Annotated in this window: 19 protein-coding genes; 14 read left to right on the top strand and 5 right to left on the bottom strand. The window is 61.7% G+C overall.

Annotated features, from left to right (window positions below):
- Nucleotides 1–57: 57 nt before the first annotated feature.
- On the top strand, nt 58–1,284 hold the full coding sequence (locus J3P92_RS13210) for an RtcB family protein (RefSeq protein WP_434647440.1): 1,227 nt from the start codon (nt 58–60) through the stop codon (nt 1,282–1,284).
- Nucleotides 1,285–1,295: 11 nt separating this feature from the next.
- A complete protein-coding gene (locus J3P92_RS13205) occupies nt 1,296–1,931 on the top strand; it encodes a hypothetical protein (protein WP_434647437.1) in 636 nt (211 codons plus the stop codon).
- A 245-nt stretch (nt 1,932–2,176) separates the two neighbouring features.
- On the opposite strand, the gene J3P92_RS13200 is transcribed toward J3P92_RS13205, so the two are convergent.
- The gene (locus J3P92_RS13200) at nt 2,177–3,082 is read right to left on the bottom strand and encodes a LysR substrate-binding domain-containing protein (protein WP_434647434.1); all 906 of its coding nucleotides are present in this window, start codon (nt 3,080–3,082) and stop codon (nt 2,177–2,179) included.
- Nucleotides 3,083–3,237: 155 nt separating this feature from the next.
- Between J3P92_RS13200 and J3P92_RS13195 the strand changes: the two genes are divergently transcribed.
- The 7 genes from J3P92_RS13195 (at nt 3,238) to J3P92_RS13165 (ending at nt 8,738) form a co-directional block, all read left to right on the top strand.
- A complete protein-coding gene (locus tag J3P92_RS13195; protein ID WP_420763911.1) occupies nt 3,238–4,362 on the top strand; it encodes an NAD(P)/FAD-dependent oxidoreductase in 1,125 nt (374 codons plus the stop codon).
- Nucleotides 4,352–4,681 carry a (2Fe-2S)-binding protein gene (locus J3P92_RS13190; protein WP_420763912.1) on the top strand — a complete coding sequence of 110 codons (330 nt, stop codon included), beginning with the start codon at nt 4,352–4,354 and terminating at the stop codon, nt 4,679–4,681. Before J3P92_RS13195 ends, J3P92_RS13190 begins: the two co-directional genes overlap by 11 nt.
- Nucleotides 4,674–6,047 carry an FAD-dependent oxidoreductase gene (locus tag J3P92_RS13185; protein ID WP_434647431.1) on the top strand — a complete coding sequence of 458 codons (1,374 nt, stop codon included), beginning with the start codon at nt 4,674–4,676 and terminating at the stop codon, nt 6,045–6,047. The genes J3P92_RS13190 and J3P92_RS13185 overlap by 8 nt, the downstream gene beginning before the upstream one ends.
- A complete protein-coding gene (locus tag J3P92_RS13180) occupies nt 6,044–6,394 on the top strand; it encodes a RidA family protein (protein WP_434558848.1) in 351 nt (116 codons plus the stop codon). Before J3P92_RS13185 ends, J3P92_RS13180 begins: the two co-directional genes overlap by 4 nt.
- A gap of 142 nt (nt 6,395–6,536) precedes the next feature.
- Nucleotides 6,537–7,319, top strand: coding sequence for an ABC transporter substrate-binding protein (locus tag J3P92_RS13175; protein WP_420763915.1), 783 nt, complete (start codon nt 6,537–6,539; stop codon nt 7,317–7,319).
- A 68-nt stretch (nt 7,320–7,387) separates the two neighbouring features.
- A complete protein-coding gene (locus J3P92_RS13170) occupies nt 7,388–7,813 on the top strand; it encodes a GlcG/HbpS family heme-binding protein (RefSeq protein WP_434647429.1) in 426 nt (141 codons plus the stop codon).
- 91 nt (nt 7,814–7,904) lie between these two features.
- Nucleotides 7,905–8,738, top strand: a complete 834-nt coding sequence (locus tag J3P92_RS13165) for an AraC family transcriptional regulator (RefSeq protein ID WP_420763917.1) — start codon at nt 7,905–7,907, stop codon at nt 8,736–8,738.
- A gap of 6 nt (nt 8,739–8,744) precedes the next feature.
- Here the strand turns inward: J3P92_RS13165 and J3P92_RS13160 are convergent, their stop codons facing one another.
- The gene (locus tag J3P92_RS13160) at nt 8,745–10,280 is read right to left on the bottom strand and encodes a family 10 glycosylhydrolase (RefSeq protein WP_434647427.1); all 1,536 of its coding nucleotides are present in this window, start codon (nt 10,278–10,280) and stop codon (nt 8,745–8,747) included.
- A 295-nt stretch (nt 10,281–10,575) separates the two neighbouring features.
- Here J3P92_RS13160 and J3P92_RS13155 point away from each other — a divergent pair, with 295 nt between their 5' ends.
- On the top strand, nt 10,576–11,178 hold the full coding sequence (locus J3P92_RS13155) for a LysE family translocator (protein WP_434647424.1): 603 nt from the start codon (nt 10,576–10,578) through the stop codon (nt 11,176–11,178).
- Between the two features lie 225 nt (nt 11,179–11,403).
- Nucleotides 11,404–16,509 carry a dermonecrotic toxin domain-containing protein gene (locus J3P92_RS13150; RefSeq protein ID WP_434647422.1) on the top strand — a complete coding sequence of 1,702 codons (5,106 nt, stop codon included), beginning with the start codon at nt 11,404–11,406 and terminating at the stop codon, nt 16,507–16,509.
- Here J3P92_RS13150 and J3P92_RS13145 read toward each other — a convergent pair.
- The gene (locus J3P92_RS13145; RefSeq protein WP_434647419.1) at nt 16,466–17,467 is read right to left on the bottom strand and encodes a class I SAM-dependent methyltransferase; all 1,002 of its coding nucleotides are present in this window, start codon (nt 17,465–17,467) and stop codon (nt 16,466–16,468) included. The two genes, J3P92_RS13150 and J3P92_RS13145, sit on opposite strands and share 44 nt — an antisense overlap.
- Before the next feature lie 123 nt (nt 17,468–17,590).
- Nucleotides 17,591–18,271, bottom strand: coding sequence for a murein L,D-transpeptidase catalytic domain family protein (locus J3P92_RS13140; RefSeq protein WP_434564106.1), 681 nt, complete (start codon nt 18,269–18,271; stop codon nt 17,591–17,593).
- Between the two features lie 162 nt (nt 18,272–18,433).
- Here J3P92_RS13140 and J3P92_RS13135 point away from each other — a divergent pair, with 162 nt between their 5' ends.
- The gene (locus J3P92_RS13135; RefSeq protein WP_434647417.1) at nt 18,434–19,996 is read left to right on the top strand and encodes a L,D-transpeptidase family protein; all 1,563 of its coding nucleotides are present in this window, start codon (nt 18,434–18,436) and stop codon (nt 19,994–19,996) included.
- Between the two features lie 11 nt (nt 19,997–20,007).
- Here J3P92_RS13135 and J3P92_RS13130 read toward each other — a convergent pair whose 3' ends face one another.
- Entirely contained in the window at nt 20,008–20,640 is a 633-nt protein-coding gene (locus J3P92_RS13130; RefSeq protein ID WP_434611488.1) for an NAD(P)H-dependent oxidoreductase, read from the bottom strand.
- An 84-nt stretch (nt 20,641–20,724) separates the two neighbouring features.
- On the opposite strand from J3P92_RS13130, the gene J3P92_RS13125 reads away from it, so the two are divergent.
- Both J3P92_RS13125 and J3P92_RS13120 read left to right on the top strand, forming a co-directional pair.
- Nucleotides 20,725–21,354, top strand: coding sequence for a TetR/AcrR family transcriptional regulator (locus tag J3P92_RS13125; RefSeq protein ID WP_434647414.1), 630 nt, complete (start codon nt 20,725–20,727; stop codon nt 21,352–21,354).
- A 233-nt stretch (nt 21,355–21,587) separates the two neighbouring features.
- Complete coding sequence (locus tag J3P92_RS13120) at nt 21,588–23,114, top strand: alpha-amylase family glycosyl hydrolase (RefSeq protein ID WP_434647411.1); 1,527 nt, start codon at nt 21,588–21,590, stop codon at nt 23,112–23,114.
- Nucleotides 23,115–23,118 lie beyond the last annotated feature (4 nt).

The following is a 23,118-nucleotide window of genomic DNA, read 5'->3' as shown; positions in this document are numbered from 1 at the left end:
TGTCGAAAATCATGAACCGGCAATCAAGCCGGTTCGCCTACAGACAGTGCTCCGGTCATGCAAGAAAATACCTACGATCTGCTGGAAGTCGCCAACGGCAAGCCCATCAAGCTCTGGACCCAGGGCGTCCCGGTGGAGCCCGAGGCCCGACAGCAATTGATGAACACCGCGAAGATGCCGTTTATCTTCAAGCACTTGGCGGTGATGCCCGATGTCCACCTCGGCAAGGGCTCGACCATAGGCAGCGTGATCCCGACCGTGGGGGCAATCATTCCCGCTGCGGTGGGGGTGGACATCGGTTGCGGCATGATTGCGGCCCGTACTTCACTGGATGCCGCCGATCTGCCCGACAACCTCCAGGCCCTGCGTAGCGCCATTGAAAAATCCGTGCCCCATGGCCGCAGCCTCAGCCATGGCGGGCGCGACAAAGGCGCCTGGAGCAACGTCCCACGGCACGCGGACCAGGCGTGGTCCGCGCTGGCCGCGCGGTTCAAGGCGATTACCGACAAATACCCGAAGCTGGCCCGCACCAACAATCGCCAGCACCTCGGGACCCTGGGCAGCGGTAATCATTTCATCGAGGTGTGCCTGGATGAGGCAAATCGGGTCTGGTTCATGTTGCACAGTGGCTCCCGGGGCGTGGGCAACGCCATCGGCAACCTGTTCATCCAGCTGGCCCAGGCCGACATGCGCCAACACCTCGCCAATCTGCCGGATCGAGACCTGGCCTATTTTGAAGAAGGCAGCCGACATTTCGATGACTACGTCGAAGCGGTGGGCTGGGCCCAGGATTTCGCCCGGCAGAACCGGGCGTTGATGATGGATGCCGTGATACAGGCCACGCGACAGGTGATCAGCAAACCGTTCGATGTGGCTCTGGAAGCGGTGAACTGCCATCACAACTATGTGCAGAGGGAGCGACACTTCGGACGCGAGGTGCTGGTGACCCGCAAAGGCGCGGTATCGGCGCAAAAAGGCGAACTGGGCATCATTCCCGGCTCGATGGGCGCCAAAAGTTTCATCGTCCGGGGCCTGGGCAACGAGCAATCGTTCTGTTCGTGCAGCCACGGGGCCGGTCGGGTCATGAGCCGCACCGAAGCGAAAAAGCGTTTCACCGTCGACGACCAAGTGCGCGCCACCGCCCATGTCGAGTGCCGCAAGGACGTCGCCGTGATAGATGAAATCCCCATGGCTTACAAAGACATAGAAAAGGTAATGCATGCACAACGTGAACTTGTCGAAGTGCTGCATACACTGCGTCAAGTGGTGTGCGTGAAGGGTTAGCGGAGCTCGTCATGTTGAGGATCGTTGAACAGTCGGCCAGTGATGCGTTGCGCCAGCGGATGGAGAAAGCCGGTTGCGCGTTTGACTTCCTGGTCTTCGCGCCCGAGGCGGTTGATACCGTCGACCAAGCGCTGCATGGCCAGGCGGTAGACCGGCTGTTCCAGCACATCAAGGCTCAATGGCTCGAACAGCACCGTCAGTTGGTCGTGGATCCGTCCGTTGCCGACGTCCCGCCTCCAAACATGAACTGGGACTTGGCCAAAGCCCGGCCCAGAGCGCTAGGGCGCGATGAGATCCTTCAACTGGTGAGTGTTGAAAAGACCGGGCGAAACCCGGAATCCTTCGCTTTGTACGACGCGTTCTGCGAGCCACCCTATGGCACTCGCTTCGTTGACGACACGCCCCAGGCGCTATTCAAGGAATGGCTTGACCTGTTGGGGCTTGCACCGGATGCCCGCGTGGTGGTGGTGGACTGGGTCGATAATTTCAACTTCAACGGGTTGGCCAGCGACGAGCCCGACCCGGCCCGGGACCCCTGGAGTGATTATTTCGACGATGGCATGGAATGGTGGGGCGTTTGGTGCCTGAGTATCTGGAACCCCGAGCGTCGCACGCTGGGGGTGCTGGCGGCGAGCACGACGGATTGAGGCCCAGGAGAGACACGTCCCGATAGTCGAGCCTATACAAAACCCGTGGCGAGGGAGCTTGCTCCCGCTCGGCTGCACAGCAGCCGCAAAACGGCGAGTGAGCTTTACCTTGATTCCATTAAGGGGCTTGCTTCGCAGGCCATCGGCAGCAAGCTCCCTCGCCACGGGTTTTGCGGCAGTTCAGTTTTGGTGTCAAGTGATCCATCAAGTCTTCACTGATTTGCCCAATGGATCCATTGAGCCAGCTAAAACCGATACGCCGCCGGCACCTGCGCCTCGATGAATCGCTGCATGTGTTCCAGAAAGCACGCCTGCAATCTCGACAAGGGTCCCTGAATCGGCAGCAACATGCTGAAGTCCATTTCAATCGCCGGCTCGAAGGCGCGGAAGACGATGCCGTTGCCCCGGTATTCGACCGCGCTGATGGCGTCCACCAACGCAACGCCCAGGCCTTGCTCGACGAACGTGCACATGGGCTGGGAAAGCTGCGTCTCCAGGCGCAATTCACGTTCCACGCCGTGTGCGGCGAAAATCGCGTCGATATGCTGGCGAGAACCAATGGACTGCGGATAGGAGATGAACCGCTCGCCGTGCAGGTCTTGCGGCACGATCATCCGGCGATCCGTCAGACGATGGCCGGCGGGAAGGGCACAGAGCATCCGTGTCGCCAGCAGTTTTTCAGCGCGGGGACTCGGGTAGGTGTTGGGCAGGACGATCAAGCCCAGGTCGCAACGCTGGCCCACCACCAGGTCCACGACTTCCCGCGAGGATTGCACCACCAGGGAAACCTGCACCTGGTCATGCTCGGCCATGAACGCGGCGATGGCCCGTGGCAGGAACGACAAGCCCATGGCCGGCGCGCAGGCGATGTGCAGCGATCCGCGCTTGAGGTTGCGGATGTCCTGTGCGGTCCGCGCGATGCGTTCCACGCCCAGCAGCGACCGCTGCACCTCCTGATAAAGCGTCATGGCTTCGGCGGTGGGTTGCAGCCGCCCCTTGATCCGGTCGAACAGGCTGAAGCCGATGTCTTCTTCCAGGCTGGCGATCAGCCGGGTCGCGGCGGGCTGGGAAATGTGCAGCATCTCGGCGGCGCGGGTCACCGTCTGCCCCAGGATCACTGCGCGAAAGGCTTCGAGCTGACGAAGGTTCATGGGCTTACCTATCCATAACAAAAAGACATGAGCTGGACAAAATAAAGCATTTTTCACGAGCGCGGCAGCGCCCTAGCATCTTGTCCATTAAAGCATGTGGCCGGAATAAAGGCCTGTGACCCCTGCAAGAAGCACCTCCACGGTAAAGAGCTGCCATGCAAAAAACTGATGTCATCATCGTCGGCGGTGGGTTGGTAGGTATGTCCATCGCTTATGGCCTGGCCCTGCTCGGACGCCAGGTGAGTGTGCTCGACGAGGGCGACGACGCCATACGCGCCGCCCGGGGCAACTTCGGTTTGCTCTGGGTCCAGGGCAAGGGTTTTGGGATGAGTCCTTATGCGCAATGGACCCGTGAGTCCGTGGCGCTGTGGCCACGCTTCGCCGCTGCGTTGCAGGCCGATACCGGCATCGATATCCACCTGCGCCAGCAGGGCGGTTTCCAACTGTGCCTGAGCGACGCGGAAATGGCCGAGGAGGCCGCGCGCCTTGGCTGGCTGCGCGAAGCCCTTGACGGCGATTACCCCTACGAACTGCTGGCACCGGCACAACTGCGCAGCCGTCTGCCCGGCATCGGGCCAGACGTGGTGGGCGGTTGCTTCTCGCCCATGGACGGTCATGTGAATCCGTTGAAACTGTTGCGTTCGCTCTACGCCGCATGCCAGGCCCGGGGCGTAACGTTGATTAATGGTCATCACGTCGATGCAATCGAACCCGATGCCAGTGGTTTTCGGCTACGTGCCGGCGACCAGCACTGGTCGGCCCGGCAGGTTGTCCTGGCCGCCGGCCTGGGCAATCGGAGCTTGGGTGAAATGGTTGGTCTGGATGTGCCCGTGCAACCGAACCGAGGGCAGATCCTGGTGACCGAGCGCCTCAAGCCCTTTCTCGATTACCCCACCACTTACGTGCGTCAGACCGACGAGGGCACCGTGCAATTGGGCGATTCCCATGAATCGGCAGGTTTCGACGATGGCACCGGTAGCCAAGTCATGGCTGCTATCGCGAGGCGCGCGGTGCAGTGTTTCCCGCTGTTGGGTGACGTGCGGCTGGTGCGTGCCTGGGGCGCGTTGCGGGTGATGAGCGCGGACGGGTTCCCCATCTACGAAATGTACCAGGGCTGCCCCGGGCTGTCGGTCGTCAGTTGCCACAGTGGTGTGACGTTGGCCGCCGCTCATGCCCTGCGCCTGGCCCCGTGGATTGCCGGTGAATTCGATGACCCGGCCGTGAAGCCATTCGGCTTGCACCGCTTTAGCTCATCCGTGGAGGTACGCCATGCTGGCTGACAGCCTTTTCAGACCTTTGGCCGCTGCGCAGCACAATGTGTTGATCGAATTCGAAGGCCAACCGTTGAGCGTGCCGGGGAATGTCTCGCTGGCGGCCGCCTTGCTCGCCAGCGGCGTCCGCCATACCCGCGAAAGCGCCATCAACGGCAGGCCCGGGGCGCCGTATTGCATGATGGGCGTGTGCTTCGAATGCCTGGTGCAGGTGGATGACCAGGCCAACGTCCAATCCTGCCTGGTTGCCGTGCGCGCCGGCATGCGCGTGCGCCGTCAATGTGGCGCCGCCAGCCTGGTAACGGGCCGGGAGCAAAGCGATGAGTAACGTCGCGATCGACATGGTCATCATCGGCGCCGGACCTGCCGGCATGAGCGCGGCGCTCGAAGCCCGGTCCCGTGGATTGTCAGTGGTGGTACTGGACGAACAGGCCAGCCCCGGCGGGCAGATCTATCGCCAGGTCCTTCACGCCGATGCCCGCAGCCGCGCGGTCCTGGGTGAGGATTACCGCGTGGGCGCTGGATTGGCGGCGGAATTCATGCAGTGTGGAGCCCGCTATTTGCCCAACGCGGCAATCTGGCAAGTCACACCGCAGCGCGCGGTTCATTACCTGATCGACGGCCGTGCGCGAGTCTTGCAGGGGCGCCATCTGCTGATTGCCACCGGCGCCCTCGAACGGCCGATGCCAATTCCCGGCTGGACCTTGCCCGGGGTGATGACCGCCGGCGCGGGGCAGATCTTGCTCAAGAGCGCGGCGATGGTTCCGGCCGGGCCCGTGGTCCTGGCAGGTTGTGGTCCGCTGTTGTACCTGCTGGCAGTGCAGTACCTGCGGGCCGGGATCGTCATCGACGCGCTGGTCGATACCAGCCATCGGCGCGATCTCATCAAGGCCTGGCGTGAGATACCCGGGGCGCTCCGAGGTTGGCGTGACTTGCTCAAGGGGGCGGGGTTACTGGCTGAATTGAAGCGTGCCGGTATCCGCCATTTTCGCGGTGCCGCTCATTTGCGCATCGAGGGCGAGGATCGTGCCAGGGCGTTGAGTTTCGACAGTGGCGGGCGGCATCACCAGGTAGGTGCCGAGCTGATTTTGTTGCACCAGGGCGTGGTCCCTCATACGCAGGTCAGCCGGTCGCTGCGCCTGGAACATGACTGGAGCGAGTCGCAGCTGTGCTGGGTCCCGCGCCGCAATGGCTTTGGCGAAACCAGTGCTCCTGGCATCTTCATTGCCGGTGACGGCGGTGGCATCGGCGGCGCCCAGGTGGCGCGACTCGAAGGGCGGTTGGCGGCGCTGGCCGTGGCCGGATGTCAGGAGCCCGCGCGTCGCGTCCAGAAGGCATTACGCCGCGCCCGTGCGGCGCGGCCATTTATCGATGCCCTTTATCGCCCATCGACGCAGAGCTGCGTTCCCGCCGATGACGTCACGGTGTGCCGCTGCGAAGAAGTCAGCGCCGGTGATATCCGCCGTCATGTCGACCTCGGCTGCCTGGGGCCCAACCAGACCAAGGCCTTCGGCCGCTGCGGCATGGGCCCGTGCCAGGGCCGCCAGTGTGGCTTGACTGTCACGCAGATCATCGCCGCCCATCGCCGGGTTTCACCCGCCGAGGTCGGCGACTACCGCATCCGTGCGCCCCTCAAACCCATCACGCTGGCCCAACTGGCCGGCGAAAGCCACTCATTGGAGCAACTGTCATGACCATCCAACGTATCGAAAGCAACCCGCGCCTGAGCCGTAGCGTCGTGCACAACGGCGTGGCCTGGCTCAGCGGCATCGTCGCCGCCGATTGTAGCCAGGACATCGAGGGCCAGACCCGCCAGGTGCTGCAACGGGTCGATGAACTGCTCGCCGCGTCGGGTAGCGATAAACGTCGGCTGCTCAGCGTGCAAATCTGGATGAAAGACATGGGGCGCGATTTCGCCGCGATGAATGCGCTGTGGAGTGATTGGGTCGAGGCCGCGCATACCCCGGCGCGGGCCACCGCACAGGTGGTGTTCGATGACCCGCAGATCCTGCTGGAACTGATCGTCACCGCGGCGGTGTAGCACCGCCGGACCGCTGTGCTGCCGTCCCCGGGCAAGACGACCACCAGAGCCGTCGCCCGCGCTTGTTCACGTTGCTGCTGCCATAACGGACGGCTTCCCCCGGAGCGTCCGAAATCAATAACATCGCATCCGGAGCTAATGAATGAACATCAAACGCATTGCACTTAACCTGGGCATCGTCTCGTTGCTGGCGTTCGGCGCCAACCTGCAGGCCGCGCAGACTTCGTTGCGCATCGGCATCGAAGCGGCCTATCCACCGTTCGCCTCTAAAACCCCGGACAACGCCATCGTGGGTTTCGACTACGATATCGGCCAGGCCTTGTGCGCCGAGATGAAGGTCCGTTGTGAATGGAAAGAGCAGGAGTTCGATGGCTTGATCCCGGCGCTCAAAGTGAAGAAAGTCGACGCGGTGATTTCCTCCATGTCGATCACGCCGGAGCGGATGAAATCGGTCGACTTTACCGACCGTTACTACCGAATCCCGGCTCGCCTGGTGTTTCGCAAGGGCAGCGGCATCAACGCGATTCCCGCGCAGCTCAAGGGCAAACGAATCGGCGTGCAACGGGCGACCAACTTCGATCGCTACGTCACCGACAAGCTTGCCCCGGCCGGCGCCGAAGTCATCCGCTACGGTTCGCAGAACGAGATCTTCCTCGACCTGCTGGGCGGCCGTCTGGACGCGACGATGGCCAGTTCGGTCGTCATCGACGAAAGCTTGCTCAAGCGGCCGGAAGGCAAGGATTTTGAATTTGTCGGACCCAATTTCGTCGAAGAACAATACTTCGGCACGGGCATCGGTATCGCGGTGCGCAAAAACGATCCGCTGGCGAGCCGCTTCAACCGGGCCCTGGCAACCATTCGCGCCAATGGCACGTACGATCGGATTCGCCAAAAATATTTCGATTTCGATATCTACGGTGAATAATCAGCGCATTGTCTACGGCCTGTAGGCGCTGGCCGGCAGGCCTCATGTTCCATAACTCGGGGTGATTCATGAAAACCAAAGCGATACTCACGGAACAGGACGTTGCACAACTACTGGTGGCGGCCAAGGAGCTTGCTCACCAGCGCCAATGGGCGGTGTCGGTGTGTGTGGTGGACGATGGCGGGCATCCCCTCGGGCTGCTGCGTCTGGACGGCGCGTCGCCCTTGTCGACCTACATCGCCACCGAAAAAGCCCGCACCGCCGCCATGGGACGGCGTGACAGCAAAGCCTTCGAGGACATGATCAACGGCGGCCGCCTGGCCTTCCTGAGCGCGCCGCACTTGCAGGGCATGCTCGAGGGCGGCGTGACGATCCGCCATGACGGCCAATGCATCGGCGCCATCGGGGTTTCCGGTGTGAAGGCTGAGGAAGATGCGGAGCTGGCGCGGTTGGCGGTGGAGACGGTGCTGCCGGTAATCACGCCCGATGCGTGATGCTATTTCCCCTCGGTCTGCACAAATCTTCCAGACAGAGGCCCGAGCAGCCGTTAATCTGCCGGAACACATCGACTAGACGGAAAGAAACATGACAGCGCGCAACTGGATCGATCTCAAGCAGGACGCCACGTCCGGCATCGAGACCGTGCGCGCGCATTTCGAGGGGCATGCCTACGATCCGCATTGGCACGACGCCTACCTGGTGGGCGTGACGGAGCAGGGCGTGCAGCAGTTCCATTGTCGCCGACAACAACACACCAGCACACCGGGCAAAGTGTTCCTGCTCGAGCCCGGCGAACTGCATGACGGTAACGCCCCTCACGAACACGGTTTCACCTACCGCACGTTGTATCTCGAACCGCAATGGCTGGAGCGCGAACTGCGCTCGCTGTTCGAAGAAGCGCCGGACAACGCCCGCCTGGGCTTCGCCGCAACCCTCAACGACGACGCACAACTGGCGCGCGCCACCGCCACGGCTTTCCAGAGCTTGCATGAACAGGACATCCTGATCGTGCGCCAAACCGCCCTCGACATGCTGCTGTCCAACCTCACCCAACACCTGCACTGGCGCGCGCGGATCAATCCCGACCCGCGCTTGCCGCTGGTGGCCCAGCAGGCCCGCGACTACCTGCACAGCCATTTGAGCGAGGACATCGGCCTCGACGACCTCGCGCGGGCCACCGGTGTGGATCGCTTTCGCCTGAGCCGCGCGTTCAAAACCGCTTTCGGCCTGGCGCCCCATGCTTACCTGATCCAGCTGCGCCTGGCTCGGGCGCGACGTCTGCTGGCTCGTGGCGAAAGCGCCGTGGCGGTGGCTGCGATGCTCGGTTTTGCCGACCAGAGCCACCTCGGCCGTTGGTTCCAGCGTGCCTATCGCATGAGCCCGGCGGACTATCGCAAGCGAGCACTCCGGAACCAATGAACCGGTTCATTCGCTTTGTTGCGGTACAAGGGCGCTCCAACGGGCGAGCGCCATGGCGCTTTCATTGTGGTTGCGATCAAGTGCTGTCACGGCATACATCATCCCCTCGGAACTCGACGGTGACGTATCCACCCAACACTGTTGTGTTCCCGCCCTACGCACCGTAGCGATCAGATTTTCAGGATTGTCGATCATGACTGACTGATTGCACGCGAATCTGTAAATCGCGTAGTACACGGTCCCCTCGTCATTTCCATCCACCCATCGAAGTTCAACCCCTTGCGACGCCGTGCGGCATTCCGGCTCTATGGGTGGGGCGGGGGGCTTTGTGCCTTTCCACGGCATGGAAGGAACGAGCGCCAGGGTTGGCCATATACTTTGCTTGATCACACCTGTCGCGGGCAGCACCGCCGGGGCATGGAAGAATGACGCTCGAAAAAGAACACTTCCGTGAACGCCCTCCGATGTGAGGTTCCACAGGAGTTGGTTACCGATTTCAGTCGTGCCATTTTCCACGAGCCACTGTGGTTCCGCACTGCTGGCGACTCCTACTTTATAGAGTGCCATGCCGATATATAGATGCACACTTTTGCCGCGAACGACACTTGCCCACCAGTTCGAAATAATGTCGTACTGCACTATTCTGCGCGTCAGCGGCCAATACACTTGAGGCGCGATATAGTCGAGCAGTTCATCCAATACCCACTGTCTCGTATCGGCGAACTGCTTATCGTAGGTGGGACTGCCGGCCGTGGTATCCGACCCCTCTATATCGTCTCTTTGGTTGCGCCATACTCCTGCGGGACTGACACCGAACTTGACATGTGATTTCGAGGCTCGTATTCGCCTGGAAAGCAGGGCTATCATCTCGGTGATATTATTTCTGCGCCAATCGCCCTTGTCTTGAAAGGCATTACCATACTTCGCAAAAGTGTCCGCATCATCAAGTGGCGAGTCTGGCGTTTCGTAATAGAAATAATCATCGAGGTGAACGCCATCGAGGTCGTAGTTGTCGACCACTTCCATGATGCCTTGAATAACCCAATCCCTTGCCTGTGGAACCCCTGGGTCCAGCACGAATCGCTGCGCGGCGATGCGGACCCAGTCAGGATTCGACGAGTAAACACTGACGGGCGTGGCGGGGGGCACGTTACTCAACGCCTCGACAGTGCTTTGTCTTGTATTCATGGAGACTCTGTATGGGTTGAACCATGCGTGCAGCTCCAAGTTGCGCAGGTGTGCCTGCTCGATGGCGAACTGCAATGGATCGTAACCGGGATCCTGGCCCAAAGTGCCAGTAAGATAGGCCGACCAAGGCAGTACTTGCGAACGGTAGAAGGCATCGCAAGCCGGTTTGACCTGAAAGAACACCGCATTGAGCCGCAGCTTGACTGCCTCGTCCAGCAGGTTTTTGAGTTCGTTCTTTTGTTGGTTGATGCGTGCCTGAGGATCAACAAGCGAGAGGGAGTTTTTTGATGGCCAGTCGAGATTGATTACTGTCGAGATCCATGTGCCTCGAAGATGGCGCTTGATGTTAGTCAAAGTATTACTCCCCGCAGAAAATATGATGTGTCCGGATAGGAATATAAATGAAGTAGTCAGGATTGGTTGTTCAGCGTGCTGTCAATTTTGCGGCGAGATATTGCACGATCGAAGTGTGTAACTTGGCATTGCCATATGCGTCCGGTAACAGGGTTCCTCGACTAGCTTCGCGGGTCGGTTTTTACAGTAATGCACTGAGCCCGGTGGACTAGCGCAAGCGCTGCTCAATTGTTCCAGACTCAATACGGCGGCATCGGGATGATCAGCTCTACGATCACCAATGAGAAGTCGCTCCATGGACCAATTACTGCCGTTTGCCTTGTTTGCCTTCGTCGCCTCCATCACGCCGGGCCCGACCAATATCCTCGTACTGAGCCACAGCTCACGCTACGGCCTGGCGACCACTTGGCCGATAATCCTCGGCGCTTGCGCAGCCGCCGTCATGTTGGTGCTATTGGTGGGCACCGGGCTGGGGGACGTGCTGGCCCGGCATGGCATGGTTCAAACGGCGCTGTCATGGGCCGGCATCGCCTGGCTCAGCTGGATGGCTTGGCAGATCTACAGCGCACCGGCTGAAGCCATCGACCCGGACCGACCTGTGGACGGGCCCCGACTCGGCCTGGCGGGCGCCGCCGGGTTGCAGCTGGTGAATCCCAAGACCTGGATGATGGCGTTGGCGGTGGTCAGCGTGTTCGCCGGGTCCGAGGCCGACCGTACGGCGCGGGTGCTGTGGCTGTCCCTCGCATTCTTCGCGATTTCGATCCCCTGCATGACTGCCTGGGCCTGCTTGGGGCGTGGCGCGGCGAGGTTTTGCCGTTCCGCCGTTGCGATGGGCCGCTTCAATCGGGCCATGGCGGTGTTGCTGCTGGTCTCGGCGTGGTTGACGTTGGTTGTCTAGTCGAGAGCCGCTTAGATGGCGGCCTGACGCGAAGGGGCAACGGGTTCGCTGCACGCACCCAGGCGCCGGGTGCGATTAGCCGCGAGCCCGTGCCCCAGTCTCGCAACCCCTTGCAACGCTTCGCCGGTTTCAAAAAGCGTCCGATTTCGACAGCATCGCCCAACCCTGAGCTGAGCGTGCTCACCACTTCGAACGCTCGAACGACCCCAAGGAAGGAGGTCCATCATGTCCATTCAAACTCATGTCGCCATCATCGAGGCCAAGCTGCCCGGCTGGTTGAAGCGAGCCGCGCGCCCTCATCAGACGCGCTTGAAAGCCCTCATGAAGCAGTTACAGAGCGACAGCGACGCACTCAACGCGTTGGTTGCCGACCTGCCGAAACCAGCGGTTTTCGCAACCAACCTGCTGCAAGCCGAGCCACAGATACAACGCTGGATTGCGGTAAACGGCTTTGGCACGGCTGTCGATGCGGTGCGCAGGGCAAGGGTGAGTCGCACCCACTACATCCGTGACCCCGCCCTGACGGTGGTGAAAGCCGCGATGCAAAATTTCCCGCCCGCCGATGCTGTGACAGGCAGCGACTTCGATAAGGACGGCGTGCTCAACATTCAAGGTCGCAGCCTGGAGTTCCTGGACGCCGATGAACGATCGGATACCGCGGCATTGCCCATATCACCCGCCGAATTTGCGCGTCTTTGCCGCCGGATTAACGCAGGCGGGGCTTACCGACAGGTGCTCGAAAGCAGGTTGCCGCACCTCGGCGCCGAAGTCCCCGCCATTGCGCATGTCTACATGAGCTATGCACGCAGCCGTCTCGCCTACGATGCCTATGAAGCGAAGCTGGACGGGCGCCTGGATGAAACCGGCGAGCGGATGCTGGCCCACGTTGGTGTGCACCTGGAAGAGCGACCTGCCGTGCCGCTGGCTTGCGAGGTCAAGTCCCTTGAGCTGCTGTCGGTGCCGTTGTTCGGTGCACGGGTTTACTGGGGCGTGCAAGGCAACGCCGAAGGCGTTCGGCCAGTCGTCCTGCACATGCCCCATGATGCGGTGGCGCCCCTCAAGCAATTCAAAAGCCTGCAAGCCATGTCTGCCGAGCTGATCGAACGGGTACGTAAACGCAGTTATCGCCAGAGCCTGATGCATTACTTCCCGTTGCGCTTGCAGGCCTCGTTGGGGACCGCGTTGCACGATCAGGTGGAATGGCGGGTGGATGCCCACCCTAACGTGATGCAGGAGATCTACGGCCGCATCACCGGCTGGCGCGAGGGTGAGCGGGGCGAGGACGGGACGCGGGAACGCATCCGGGTGCCGATACCAAAGGTTGCCTGGGGCCTGGGTGATCTGCGCGAGCAGCCCTGGCCCGCTTGCTATCGCGAGTGGCGCGGCCATGTATTGGCCAACGCGGCTACGCTGATGGTTCCCACCGAGGAGAAGGACTGGCAGGCGCGGATGGCGCGGTTTGCCTACTGGGAAAGCCTTGCCGAGCGTGCGTTGATGGTCACGGCCATGCTGTTCCCCTTCTACGCACCGGTTGGCATGACCGCGGCGGCGGTCGGGGGCGCGCAGATGGTGTATGAGATTTTTGAAGGCATCCAGGCGTTCAACGAAGGCCAGGCCCAGGAGGGCATCGACCATATCTTCAATGTCTTGTTCGGGATCGCCCAAGGTGCCTATCTGGGATTCGTGGGCGGGACCCTCGAGCCGATGTCCGCCCATGACGGTAGCACGCGCTTGTGGAACGGCGATGTGCGTAGTTTCCGGGCGCAAGGCGTGCCGCCGGCAGAAGCCGAACAGGACGCGTGGGGCGTCTGGCGCACACCGGAGCAGGCCTGGGTTCGAATCGACGATGACTACTTCGAAGTCCAGGGAGCCGGCGACGTGCTCGACCTGCGCTTGCCTGCCGACCATCGTGGTATCCGACCGCCCCTGAAGTGGAACCGTGCCCGTGGTTGGCAGTGGGCCCATCGCGATCCGATGCAGCAGGGCAACCTGGAGCTGCTGCGATCCTTCGCCGAAACACCCTCCGAGCTGGATGACCAGACAATCCTCTCATTGCAGCGCCAGACAGGTATCAACGAGGAACATCTACGCTATTTGCAGGTCGAGGGCCAGCCATTGCCGGCAATACTCGCCGACAGTCTGGATGACGCGAGGAACTGGCAGGACCTGAAACAGGCCGTCGCGCGACTGCGCCGCAATGAGTCGATGGGGGGCGCGCACTTTCGGATCGTCCAGACCCTTGTCGATCTTCCAGGCTGGCCGAGAGGCGCCACGCTGCGCTACGACGATGGCGTCAGGGTCTACCCCATTGGGCGTGCGGGCGACGTGCGGTTTATCCGATTGACCAGCACAGATTTGCAGAGCGATGCCTGGGCCAACTATGTGCTCTCGAATTTGGGCAGGGAAGAACAGACCGAGATACTCGGGCAACGCAGCGTCGGCCTGCGCCCAGCAGAGCGTAGTCGGCTGTTGGCGGACCGCTGGGCCGACCTGTTGGAGCGCAACGCGGCACGGGTGACCGATGGCATGCGTCGCGGTGTCGAGCTGGATCCGTTGGCCGCGCCGATCAAGCGTGCTTTTCCCGGTATGCCGGAGTCCGTCGCCAACGAGCTTGCCCGTCAAACGACGGGGGATGAACGGTTGCGCTTGGTCCAAGGGCGTGTGGCCGGGGACTTGGGTGACCAATGCGCCGAAGCGTTGCGTGAGTTGCGCCTGACCCGCGCGCTGGGCGCATTGGAACGCGGTGAAAGCACCGGCGACCGGGATCGCCTGGTCATGGGCCTGCTCGACCAGTCGCCGCTGGCAAAGGGGCGTTTGCATCTTCGCCTGTGGTCGCGGGAACTCCGGACTCCGCTTGAGCTGGAAGGAGAAGGGCCGATGAAGACCATCCGCCAGGAAGGTGAGCGATACCAGCCTTTCGATGAACAAGGTGAAGAACTGGCGGGCCCTCTGCCGTTGGAGGAAGCGCTGCTCAGGGCCATGCCCGATGACGCGCGCAAGGCGCTCGGCCTGGATATATGGGAAGCGACGAAGCTGCGCACCCGTTTGCTTGACCAGGCCTTGGATGATCGGCAGGCACTCCGTGGTTTCCTACAGATGAAGCGCATCGGTGATGACGGGCCCGGCCTGCAATCGCTCAACGGCCGCATGGGTTACCCGCTCAGCGGGCGTGGACGCCTTCCTCTATCGGCGTGGCGCAACGGCCTGGACCATCGGATCGAACAGCTTTATCCCGGTCATGCCGGTGATGCCATGGTCCAGCTTCGGCTGGATCTGAGCCAGCAGGCGAGGCGGGCGGGCACGACGCTGGAGGTGTTGGTCGACCGGCTGCAAGCCCAGTGGACGGCACTTGACCAAGAGCTGCATCACTGGGAATCCCATGGAGACGTGCATCACCCCGCCGAGAACCTGCTCGACCCGCAGGCGCGTGCCGAGCAGCGCAGGATCGTCGGCGGGGAAATCCGCCGTGCCTGGCGACGCACCCCGGTTCCGGGCCAGGAGGGGAGCGAGGTGCGGTTGAAGCTGTCGGGGCACTACCTCGGCCGATTACCGACCATCAGCGCAAATTTCGAGCAAATCGAAGAGTTGATGTTGACGAATCTGAGCCTGGATGAGGACCCATCTGATTTCCTCCGGTTGTTTCCCAACATCGATACCTTGCACCTGCGGGGCAACCAGCTGAATACGATACCCGTGGCTTCCGGCGAGTTGCGCGGGCTGCTGGAGTTGTCGATGAAAGACAATCCCTTGTTGATGACCGCCGATGTCTTCGTACCTCTGCTTGGCGGCGATTCGGCGAGCAACCTGCATATCCTGAACCTGTCGGGAGTCAGCAGTGGGGTAGGGCCGTCGATGAGTGCCGCCACGGTCGAGGCCATCGGTCGCCTCGCCGAGCTGCCTTCGCTGCAGGACCTGGTATGGGCTGATAATCTGCATTTCACTCCCGAGCAGCTGCGAGCCATCGCCGCCTTGCCGGAGCTGCGCATCTTGAACCTGTCGCGCTGTGGCCTGAGGCTCGATGAGGAAGGCAGCGCATTCCTGCGCACGGCGACCGGGCTGGAGGAGCTCGCCTTGAACGGCAACAATTGCACCCGTCTGCCAAGCCTGCCCGAGCTCAGACTGTTGCGGGACCTGGGACTGGCCAATACCGGGCTCGATACGGTGCCCCCGGCGGCCCTGGCGATGCTGTCCAATCCATCCGCCTCGCATATCACCCTCGACCTCATGAATAATCGGATCAGCAATATCCAGGATGACCTGCTGCCTCTATTGGGCGGTGAGCCAACACCTGATGTGCTGGCAATACTCCTTCAGAACAATCCGTTGCCGAGCGCCCAGATCCAAGCGCTTCGCGTCTTGCGACCGGAGGCCTTTCGCTACACAGCCGATGATTGGTTGGAGGGCTTTGACTCTTTTCGAGGCTCCCTGGAGGCGGCGCGCGATGAGCCCGGGAACAGGCGGTTCATTGACTGGTTTTCAGTCCGGATGACCAGCGATATCAACAGTGCCGACCCGGGGCTGCCGTCCAATGCTCGTTCCAGGGGAGCCGCCGTGCTCCAGCATTACACGAATTTCGAGGACATTTATGCCGAGCTTCCGAGCCGACTGACAGACTTTGATCCACAACTGGCAGCGCTGCGCAGCCGCTTGCAGCAGCGCATCCTGGACAGGGTATCGCCTGATTTGTCAGAGCTTGAAGTACACATATCCATGTTCATTACGGTACAGCGCGCCCGCCTTTTGAATGAACCCGTGCCTTTTGCCAGTTTCATGAGAATTCAATACGACTTCTGGAATTACTCGCTATCGCTCAGGCCGCTCACTGTTGCCGAGCGTGCCGCACTGATGAGCCGGGAGGCGTTCATCGACTGGCTTTGCACGGCCCAGGACATTTTCAACGATGCTGATCAAGTCGCTCGCGTAGGGGAAACCACTTGGCGGCCGTACCTTGGCCTGATGTCCCGGGATTGGACTGAAGGAGCGGCCATTTGGGAAAGCGTGGACGAGAAGCTGTCGGATGCCTTCAGCGAACCGGTGGACCCGGCCGGCTGGCCGCAAGCGCTGCTGGACAACCTCAGGCATCCGGCCGCCGATCTACCGAGTGCCTGGGAGCACGCTCCGGTGGATGGCCAGATGGTTTGGCGCCGAGCGACCCTGGAGGCCGTGAACGATGTGGAGTGGACTGCTGGCCAGCCGGTGGCACTCAATGATGATCAGTTCCGGCGCACCATGGCGATCTACCGCTCAGTGAGGACTCGGGAGATCGACACCCTGGTTCGTCGCGTGACTACCGATCTGGTCGATCCATGGTGGCCGTTGCGGCCTCAATAGCGTCCATACCCTTGCCTGAGGCCTGTCGCCTGAACACCAGGGCCTTGAGGCCACAGGCCGGATCAGCGTCTGGAAACTCCGGGGGATTGGCCAGCCGCTCTGCAAATAACAGCCCCGGCGCTTCGCGCATGACACCGTCGATGAGGAAGTCCGGGCCGGTGGCCGGATCGTTGCTGCAAGCCAGGACGGTTCCGGCAGGCGTCAACAGTTCCGGCAGGCGGCGCAGTACACGCTGATAGTCCTTGGTCAGCAGAAAGCTGCCTTTCTGGAAAGTGGGTGGATCGATGATGACAAGGTCGTACGGCCCGTTGTTGATGACCTTGCCCCAGGACTTGAACAAGTCGTGGCCGAGGAAACTGACCTGGCCCAGGTCATGGCCATTCAACCGGTGATTGTCGCGTCCACGGCTCAAGGCCGCGCGGGACATATCCAGGTTGACCACGTGGTGCGCACCGCCGGCAATGGCCGCTACCGAAAAACCGCAGGTGTAGGCGAAGAGGTTCAGCACCCGCATGCCAGAGGCATTGGCCCGCACCCAGTCGCGCCCGTAGCGCATGTCGAGGAACAGGCCGTTGTTCTGCTTCCTTCCCAGATCGATTCGGTAGCGCAGGCCGCCTTCGGTCAGGGTCCATTCATCGATCGGTTCGCCTATCAGCCACTGGGTGAGACTGTCGGGCAGGTATCGATACTGCACGGCGAGGGTATGGGCGCCGCTGTGTTGCCAGGCGGGCGAGGCGGCGAGGGCGCGCAGCATGGTGAACAAGTCATCCAGTTGCGTTGGATCGGGCTCCTTGAACAGCGAAACCAGCACCACGCCTTGCAGCCAGTCGACAGTGATTTGCTCCAGCCCTGGCCAGCAGCGCCCGCGACCGTGGAATAGGCGACGGGTTTCGTCGGGCACCGATCCCAGCGCCGTCGACAAGTGGCTCTGCAATGTTTGAAGGGCTTGAGGATTCATCAGGAAAAACGCCAGCGACTCGAAAGGCCGGCATTTTAACCACCGGCGAACCGGGTGCAATCCCTGTGGCGAGCAAGCTTGCTCGCGCTTGAGTGCGAAACGCTCACACGATTGGGGTTGCTACTAACCGCCGCTGGTCGCCAGGATGCTCGCCACCTGCTGCGGCTGGCAATTGAGATAGGCCGAACGCTTGAGCCACGCCGGGTCGGGGTACCAGGAAAACATGAATTGCCCACCCTTGAGCTTGTCGATCACCTGGCGCGCCACTTGCGGGCGTACGGCGGGGCAGCCGAGGCTGCGGCCGATGCGACCCTGGCGCGCGCTCCACAGCGGATTCACATAATCGGCGGCGTGGATCACGATCGCCCGGTCCCGGGCCAAGTCGTTGAAACCGGGTTCGAGGCCGTCCATGCGCAGGGAGTAGCCATGGGCGCCCTGGTAGCTTTCCTGGGTACGGAACAACCCGAGGCTGGACTGATAACTGCCCAGGCGATTAGAGAACTGCGTGGCGAAGTTTTCCCCGGATTTCTGCCCGTGGGCCACCAGGTCGCGCAGCACCAGCTTTTTCTGGCGCAGGTCGAAAATCCATAGCCGGCGGGCCGTGGACGGTTGCGAATAGTCGATCACCGCCAGGTGGCGGGCCTGTCCAGCGCCGTTGGCAACTGCGCACTGCATCGCACTCAGGGCACTTTTCAGCGCCTGGGGATTGAGTTCCGGCGCGGCGTGGGCGAGGCTGTTGTAAAGAGGCTGGGTCTTGGGCTTTTCGGCCAGCGCGGGGCTGCACACGACGCCCAGGCTGGTCATGACCAGGCAAAGTCGGCGCAAGTAGGCCGATACAGGCGAAAACAGCTTATGGTGGCGTTCGTTTGCGGCATCCCGTCCGGTTTCGTTTGTCTGCATGATGGCGGGTCGTACCTGTCGCAAAATTCACCGTCAACGAGACGGCCATGGATTGGAGTAAAGCAGTTGTTTAAAAAGCCCGCATGTTACCTGAGCCTTTTATTGCTCGTTGCGCCATTGGTCGCTACGGCCGATGACGGCGATCCGGGGCAGGCACAAACCACGCTGGCGCAGCTGTCGGTCAACTGCCCTGAGTTGGCTGCAAGCGTTGATTTTCCGACAGTCATGAGCTTGCAGTCCCTGTACCAGCAAAACGCAGGCCAGGCGATCTGGATGGACGATGAGCGGTTACAGGCGCTACAAATCCAATTGCAACAACTGGCGGATGATGGAATGGATCCGGCCCGCTACAGCCTACCGGGCCAGGGCGCCTATTCGAATGCGGCCTGTACCGACATCGCCATCAGCCAACGCTACCTGCAAGCCCTGCATGATTTGCGCTTCGGTTATCTGCCACAGAACCGCCTGGAGCCGATCTGGAAAGCCAATCCGCAAGCGCCGGATCGTCGATCCATGGTGCTGCACTTCGCCATCGCGGGCCTGCACAATCCGGTAGAGGCTTTCGAACTGGCTCGGCCGAGCCTGACGCTCTATCGCAACCTGCGCGAGCTTTACGTCCGGCAGCGGCAGCAACCCCTGGCGGACTGGCAATCGGTGCCCGGTGGTCCGCTTTTGCAGCCAGACAAGCGCGACGCCCGCGTCCCGGCACTCGCGCGGCGCTTGTTCAACGAAGGCTACCTGAGCGTGCCGCCACTCGATGCCGATGAGCATTACAGCCCGAGCCTCGTGGACGCGATGAAGAATTTCCAACTTGACCATTCGCTGCAAGCAGATGGGGTAGTAGGCCCCTGGACCGTCTCCGAGCTCAACATCAGCCCGGCCATGCGTCGCGAGCAGTTGCGCATCAACCTGGAGCGCATGCGTTGGTTGGCCCAGGACCTGGAGCCGGACAGCGTGCTGGTCAACGTGGCGGCGGCGCAACTGACGGTTTACCAGGGCGGCGCTCCAGTGTGGCAAACCCGCACCCAGGTGGGGCGTGCCGAACGCCAGACGCCGCTGATCAAATCGCGTATCACCCGCCTGACGCTGAACCCCACCTGGACGATCCCGCCGACCATCATGCGCGAGGACAAACTGCCCGAAATCCGTCGCGACCCGGAATTTCTCACTCGGCACAATCTCCGTGTGCTCGATCGGGACGGCTTGCCGGTGGCAGCGGAGAGTATCGACTGGGAGCACCCCGGCGATCTCATGCTGCGCCAGGATGCCGGCTCGAAGAATCCCTTGGGCAAACTGGTCGTGCGCTTTCCCAACCCGTTTTCCGTGTACCTGCACGACACGCCCAGCCAGGCTTTGTTCAGCAAAGGCCCGCGGGCCTTCAGCTCTGGCTGTGTGCGCATCGAGCAGGTCATGCACATGCGGGACTTGCTCGTAACCCCGGCCGAACGCAAGCGGACCGACACGCTGCTGGCAAGCGAGCTGACCCATGAATTCAGGCTGGCCAAGCCCGTGCCGATCCTGCTGGGCTATTGGACAGTGCAAGCGGACAGCCAGGGCCGGGCGGTGTATATCCCGGATATCTACCAACGCGATATCGCCCTGTCTGCCGCTGACCGCCGTGCGCTCTGAGCACAGGGGGCTCAGGCGCAGGCCGCTTCGCCCGTTACATGGGCCGTCTCGTCAGTTGTCGAAAAGAGCCGTTGGCCAAGGGCCTCTGCCGTTTGCAGATGTAGCTTCGGATCGAGGCTTTCCGATTCGAGCAATCTGTCGGAGCTCACGACGTGGGCGCCGCAGTAGTCGAAGATGCCGTGTTCGATTTGCGTGACCATCGCCTTGTCGTAGCCGTGGCGTTCGAAACTGCCGGCATCTGCGCCGCCGACGCCCACCAAATGAACCCGCAGCCGCTGGAGTTTCTGGACAAATGGTTGACCGGGGATGTAATCGAACGCCCAGCCGTTGGAAAATACCCGGTCGATCCATCCCTTGAGCAATGCCGGCATCGACCACCAGTAGATCGGGTACACCACGACCAATGCGTCGGCACGGTCGATCCGGGCCTGCTCGGCCAGAACATCGGCGGGCGGTGCTGCAACGCGGCGATGAACCGCACCGTCGGCGTAATCAAAGCGTGGGTCGAATCCTTCGGCCGCCAAATCGGCTATCTCGAACGTATCCGTCGGATTGGCTTGATTGATCCCGTTGCCAATGGCTTGGGCGAGGGCATGGGTCAAAGAACCCGGGTTATGGTGTGCAACAACGATAACGGCATGCATATGGATTTCCTCTGGTATCGCGCATTAACAAGCGCGTATGATCAGCTAAGTTACTGAACGTAAGTTACCGTTGGTATAGTTAACATGTCAACCCACGAAGAAAATGGGCGCCCCGGCGCTGCACCCCGGCGGCGGCTATCGCGCGCCGACAGGCAGCGGCAGCTGTTGGAAGTTGCCTGGCGCATGGTGCGCGAAGAAGGCAGCGAGGCGCTGACCCTTGGCCGCCTGGCGGAACAGGCTGGCGTGACCAAACCCATCGTCTACAACCACTTCATCACGCGATCAGGGCTACTGGCCGCGCTTTATCAGGATTTCGATGTCCGTCAGACCGCGTTGATAGGTGCCGCGATCGACGCCAGCGAGCCGGATCTGGAAAGCCGCGCGCAGGTGATTGCTGGCTCCTTTGTGGATTGCGTGCTGCTTCAGGGAAGGGACATACCGGGCGTCAGCGCGGCGCTGAGCGGCACGCCTGAACTTGAGTCCATAAAAAGGGAATGTGAACGAAGCTTCCTGGAAAAATGCCGATCGGTCCTCGAACCCTTCGCCGGAACCGGACGCCTTTCCCAAGCGAGCCTGCGGGCGATGCTGGGGGCGGCGGAGGCGTTGTCCGATGCGGCGGCCAATGCAGAGGTCAGCGCGGAGGAGGCCAAGCGGGAGTTGTTCCTGACCATCGTTGCGATGGTCGAGCGGGCTGCCGGAAATGCCTCAAACTGAACCGCTATCGCGAGCAGGCTCGCTTTCAAAGTCTTGTGAACGGAACAACCCCATGTGGGAGCGAGCCCGCTCGCGATGGCGGCAACACATTCAACCTCTCTCCAAGGATTGTCCACCAAGAAAAAACGAACCCCAGGCTCGTTTTTCGGTTCTTAACTGATGTCCCTTGATAACAGGGACATCAGGCGGGGCCGCGGTCTTGCCCACCAAACACTGCGATCAAAGGAGGCGACATGCCCAACTCCTTCCATTCGCCCTGGTGGAAGAACGCTGTGATCTACCAGGTTTATCCTCGCTCTTTTGCCGATGCCAACGGCGATGGCATTGGCGATCTTCCCGGTTTGACGGCACGTCTGGACCATCTGCAACGTCTGGGCGTCGATGCATTGTGGCTGTCGCCGGTGTACCGCTCGCCGATGTGTGACGCAGGCTACGACATCTGCGACTACACCGATGTCGATCCGCTCTTCGGCAACCTGGCCGACCTCGACGCATTGATTGCCCAGGCCCACGAACGAGGCTTGAAGGTCCTACTCGACTTCGTGCCCAACCATACGTCCGACCAGCATCCCTGGTTCCTCGAATCACGTTCCAGCCGCGACAACCCCAAGCGCGACTGGTACATCTGGCGCGACCAGCCCAACAACTGGCGGGCCTCGATCGATGGCGGCAGCGCATGGACCTGGGACGAGACCAGCCAGCAGTACTACTTGCACTTCTTTTTGCCGCAACAACCGGATCTCAATTGGCACAATCCCGAAGTCGTGGCCGCCATGCACCAAGTCCTGCACTTCTGGCTCGAGCGCGGCGTGGACGGGTTTCGCGTCGACGTGGTGCATTGCGTCGGCAAGGACCCGAGTTTCGCCGACGACCCGCGCTGCATGGCCGGTGAAACGATGGTCAAGATCAACGACCAGCCCTATAGCCATGAAGTGTTGCGAGGGTTGCGACGCCTCGTTGACAGCTATCCCGGCGAGCGGGTGCTGATCGGTGAGGTGAACATTCGCTCCACGGCGCAGGTGGCGGCCTACTACGGCGCCAGTGACGAATTGCACATGTCATTCAATTTTCCACCCCTGGACGCCCCCTGGGACCCGGTGGTGTTTCGCATGTGCATCCGCGAGGTGGAAAACGACCTCGGCCCCTTGCAGGCCTGGCCCACGTGGGTGCTGTCCAACCACGACAACAGCCGTCACCGCAGTCGCTATGGTGGCTCGTTGCGCCGGGCGAGGGCCGCGGCAGTGATGCTGCTGACGCTGCGGGGCACACCCTTCATCTACCAGGGCGAGGAATTGGGGCTGGAAGACACCCAAGTAACCGCCCAGACCCGCGTCGATCCTGGCGGACGGGACGGCAGCCGGGCACCGTTGCCGTGGACGTCCCAGGCGCCGCACGGTTGGTCGGGGCAGGCGCCGTGGCTGCCATTTGCAGCAGACGCCGGCGTGTTGTCGGTGGAGTCGCAGGAACGTGCCGCCGATTCGGTGTTGGCCCTTTATCGCCGTTTGCTCGCCTGCCGTCGCAGTAGCCTGGCGCTGCGCCTGGGCGGCTGGGAAGAACTGCCGTCCCATCCACAAGTGCTGGCCTATCGTCGCCATTGCGAAGGCGACGAGCGCCTGGTCTGCATCAACTTTGCCGACAACGAACACACCTTTCCTTTGGCCGATCCCTGGCGGGTGGAAGTCGCCAGTGATGGGGCGGACGAAGGCCAGCCGTTCAGCGGTCTTCTGGCTGCCGAGCAGGCCGTGATCCTGTGTCGATAAGGAG

Source organism: Pseudomonas sp. D3-27, assembly GCF_051132165.1.
Taxonomy (GTDB): domain Bacteria; phylum Pseudomonadota; class Gammaproteobacteria; order Pseudomonadales; family Pseudomonadaceae; genus Aquipseudomonas.
The sequence above is the reverse complement of the archived record's forward strand: the minus strand, read 5'-3'. Positions and strand labels throughout refer to the sequence as shown.

Coding starts and splice junctions, on each gene's coding strand:
- J3P92_RS13210 (WP_434647440.1), top strand. CDS start 58: ATGCAAGAAAATACCTACGATCTGCTGGAAGTCGCCAACGGCAAGCCC.
- J3P92_RS13205 (WP_434647437.1), top strand. CDS start 1,296: ATGTTGAGGATCGTTGAACAGTCGGCCAGTGATGCGTTGCGCCAGCGG.
- J3P92_RS13200 (WP_434647434.1), bottom strand. CDS start 3,082: ATGAACCTTCGTCAGCTCGAAGCCTTTCGCGCAGTGATCCTGGGGCAG.
- J3P92_RS13195 (WP_420763911.1), top strand. CDS start 3,238: ATGCAAAAAACTGATGTCATCATCGTCGGCGGTGGGTTGGTAGGTATG.
- J3P92_RS13190 (WP_420763912.1), top strand. CDS start 4,352: ATGCTGGCTGACAGCCTTTTCAGACCTTTGGCCGCTGCGCAGCACAAT.
- J3P92_RS13185 (WP_434647431.1), top strand. CDS start 4,674: ATGAGTAACGTCGCGATCGACATGGTCATCATCGGCGCCGGACCTGCC.
- J3P92_RS13180 (WP_434558848.1), top strand. CDS start 6,044: ATGACCATCCAACGTATCGAAAGCAACCCGCGCCTGAGCCGTAGCGTC.
- J3P92_RS13175 (WP_420763915.1), top strand. CDS start 6,537: ATGAACATCAAACGCATTGCACTTAACCTGGGCATCGTCTCGTTGCTG.
- J3P92_RS13170 (WP_434647429.1), top strand. CDS start 7,388: ATGAAAACCAAAGCGATACTCACGGAACAGGACGTTGCACAACTACTG.
- J3P92_RS13165 (WP_420763917.1), top strand. CDS start 7,905: ATGACAGCGCGCAACTGGATCGATCTCAAGCAGGACGCCACGTCCGGC.
- J3P92_RS13155 (WP_434647424.1), top strand. CDS start 10,576: ATGGACCAATTACTGCCGTTTGCCTTGTTTGCCTTCGTCGCCTCCATC.
- J3P92_RS13150 (WP_434647422.1), top strand. CDS start 11,404: ATGTCCATTCAAACTCATGTCGCCATCATCGAGGCCAAGCTGCCCGGC.
- J3P92_RS13145 (WP_434647419.1), bottom strand. CDS start 17,467: ATGAATCCTCAAGCCCTTCAAACATTGCAGAGCCACTTGTCGACGGCG.
- J3P92_RS13140 (WP_434564106.1), bottom strand. CDS start 18,271: ATGACCAGCCTGGGCGTCGTGTGCAGCCCCGCGCTGGCCGAAAAGCCC.
- J3P92_RS13130 (WP_434611488.1), bottom strand. CDS start 20,640: ATGCATGCCGTTATCGTTGTTGCACACCATAACCCGGGTTCTTTGACC.
- J3P92_RS13125 (WP_434647414.1), top strand. CDS start 20,725: ATGTCAACCCACGAAGAAAATGGGCGCCCCGGCGCTGCACCCCGGCGG.
- J3P92_RS13120 (WP_434647411.1), top strand. CDS start 21,588: ATGCCCAACTCCTTCCATTCGCCCTGGTGGAAGAACGCTGTGATCTAC.